A 2,174-nucleotide genomic window follows, 5' to 3' on the forward strand; every position below is an offset into this window, starting at 1 on the left:
TGTAGAATGCACATCCATCGGCGGTGATGCAGATAAAAACTTGTTGAGAAACAAGGATTTGGCTAGATTAGTTAGGTTCTTAGATTGATTGGTAAGTTTTAAAAATATCTAAATTACCTGTTGACTTTAATTTAGATTAGAGTAACATAGCCGACCTAGCTTGATGATGACGAATCATCGAGAAGATCATTAAGAGAATAGAAGAACAACTTGTGTGGATTTTTACTGGTTGATCGATCGAAAATATTTCATTGATTGAATGGTAGAAATTTCTCGAAGTTTATTTGAGCGAATTTTTAGTCAGAAAATTGATGAGCCAGATTTAGTACTTTTAGTAAAGTACAAATGATTTTAAACTGAAGAGTTTGATCATGGCTCAGATTGAACGCTGGCGGCAGGCTTAACACATGCAAGTCGAGCGGGGTGAGGTGCTTCGGTACTGATCCTAGCGGCGGACGGGTGAGTAATGCTTAGGAATCTGCCATTTAGTGGGGGACAACATTCCGAAAGGAATGCTAATACCGCATACGTCCTACGGGAGAAAGCAGGGGATCTTCGGACCTTGCGCTAAATGATGAGCCTAAGTCGGATTAGCTAGTTGGTGGGGTAAAGGCCTACCAAGGCGACGATCTGTAGCGGGTCTGAGAGGATGATCCGCCACACTGGGACTGAGACACGGCCCAGACTCCTACGGGAGGCAGCAGTGGGGAATATTGGACAATGGGCGGAAGCCTGATCCAGCCATGCCGCGTGTGTGAAGAAGGCCTTTTGGTTGTAAAGCACTTTAAGCGAGGAGGAGGCTACCTAGATTAATACTCTGGGATAGTGGACGTTACTCGCAGAATAAGCACCGGCTAACTCTGTGCCAGCAGCCGCGGTAATACAGAGGGTGCGAGCGTTAATCGGATTTACTGGGCGTAAAGCGTGCGTAGGCGGCTGATTAAGTCGGATGTGAAATCCCTGAGCTTAACTTAGGAATTGCATTCGATACTGGTCAGCTAGAGTATGGGAGAGGATGGTAGAATTCCAGGTGTAGCGGTGAAATGCGTAGAGATCTGGAGGAATACCGATGGCGAAGGCAGCCATCTGGCCTAATACTGACGCTGAGGTACGAAAGCATGGGGAGCAAACAGGATTAGATACCCTGGTAGTCCATGCCGTAAACGATGTCTACTAGCCGTTGGGGCCTTTGAGGCTTTAGTGGCGCAGCTAACGCGATAAGTAGACCGCCTGGGGAGTACGGTCGCAAGACTAAAACTCAAATGAATTGACGGGGGCCCGCACAAGCGGTGGAGCATGTGGTTTAATTCGATGCAACGCGAAGAACCTTACCTGGCCTTGACATACTAGAAACTTTCCAGAGATGGATTGGTGCCTTCGGGAATCTAGATACAGGTGCTGCATGGCTGTCGTCAGCTCGTGTCGTGAGATGTTGGGTTAAGTCCCGCAACGAGCGCAACCCTTTTCCTTACTTGCCAGCATTTCGGATGGGAACTTTAAGGATACTGCCAGTGACAAACTGGAGGAAGGCGGGGACGACGTCAAGTCATCATGGCCCTTACGGCCAGGGCTACACACGTGCTACAATGGTCGGTACAAAGGGTTGCTACACAGCGATGTGATGCTAATCTCAAAAAGCCGATCGTAGTCCGGATTGGAGTCTGCAACTCGACTCCATGAAGTCGGAATCGCTAGTAATCGCGGATCAGAATGCCGCGGTGAATACGTTCCCGGGCCTTGTACACACCGCCCGTCACACCATGGGAGTTTGTTGCACCAGAAGTAGGTAGTCTAACCGCAAGGAGGACGCTTACCACGGTGTGGCCGATGACTGGGGTGAAGTCGTAACAAGGTAGCCGTAGGGGAACCTGCGGCTGGATCACCTCCTTAACGAAAGATTGACGATCGGTAAGAATCCACAACAAGTTGTTCTTCGAAGATGTATCTGAGGGTCTGTAGCTCAGTTGGTTAGAGCACACGCTTGATAAGCGTGGGGTCACAAGTTCAAGTCTTGTCAGACCCACCACTACTGACGAAGTGATGAATAATCACAAGCTGCTAGATAAAAAGATATGTCGTTCATTATGATTAAAGCTGGGGACTTAGCTTAGTTGGTAGAGCGCCTGCTTTGCACGCAGGAGGTCAGGAGTTCGACTCTCCTAGTCTCCACCACG

2 tRNA genes and 1 rRNA gene are annotated in these 2,174 nt (G+C 48.6%); all 3 read left to right on the forward strand.

The features are described from left to right. Nucleotides 1–353: 353 nt before the first annotated feature. The 3 genes from CDG59_RS14710 (at nucleotide 354) to CDG59_RS14720 (ending at nucleotide 2,172) form a co-directional block, all read left to right on the forward strand. Nucleotides 354–1,890: ribosomal RNA gene (locus tag CDG59_RS14710) — 16S ribosomal RNA — on the forward strand. A 59-nt stretch (nucleotides 1,891–1,949) separates the two neighbouring features. Continuing rightward, nucleotides 1,950–2,026 (forward strand) — tRNA-Ile (locus tag CDG59_RS14715). A 70-nt stretch (nucleotides 2,027–2,096) separates the two neighbouring features. Beyond that, nucleotides 2,097–2,172 (forward strand) — tRNA-Ala (locus CDG59_RS14720). Nucleotides 2,173–2,174 lie beyond the last annotated feature (2 nt).

Origin of the sequence: Acinetobacter sp. WCHA29, assembly GCF_002165335.1 — a bacterium.
In the GTDB taxonomy this organism is placed as follows: Bacteria; Pseudomonadota; Gammaproteobacteria; order Pseudomonadales; family Moraxellaceae; genus Acinetobacter.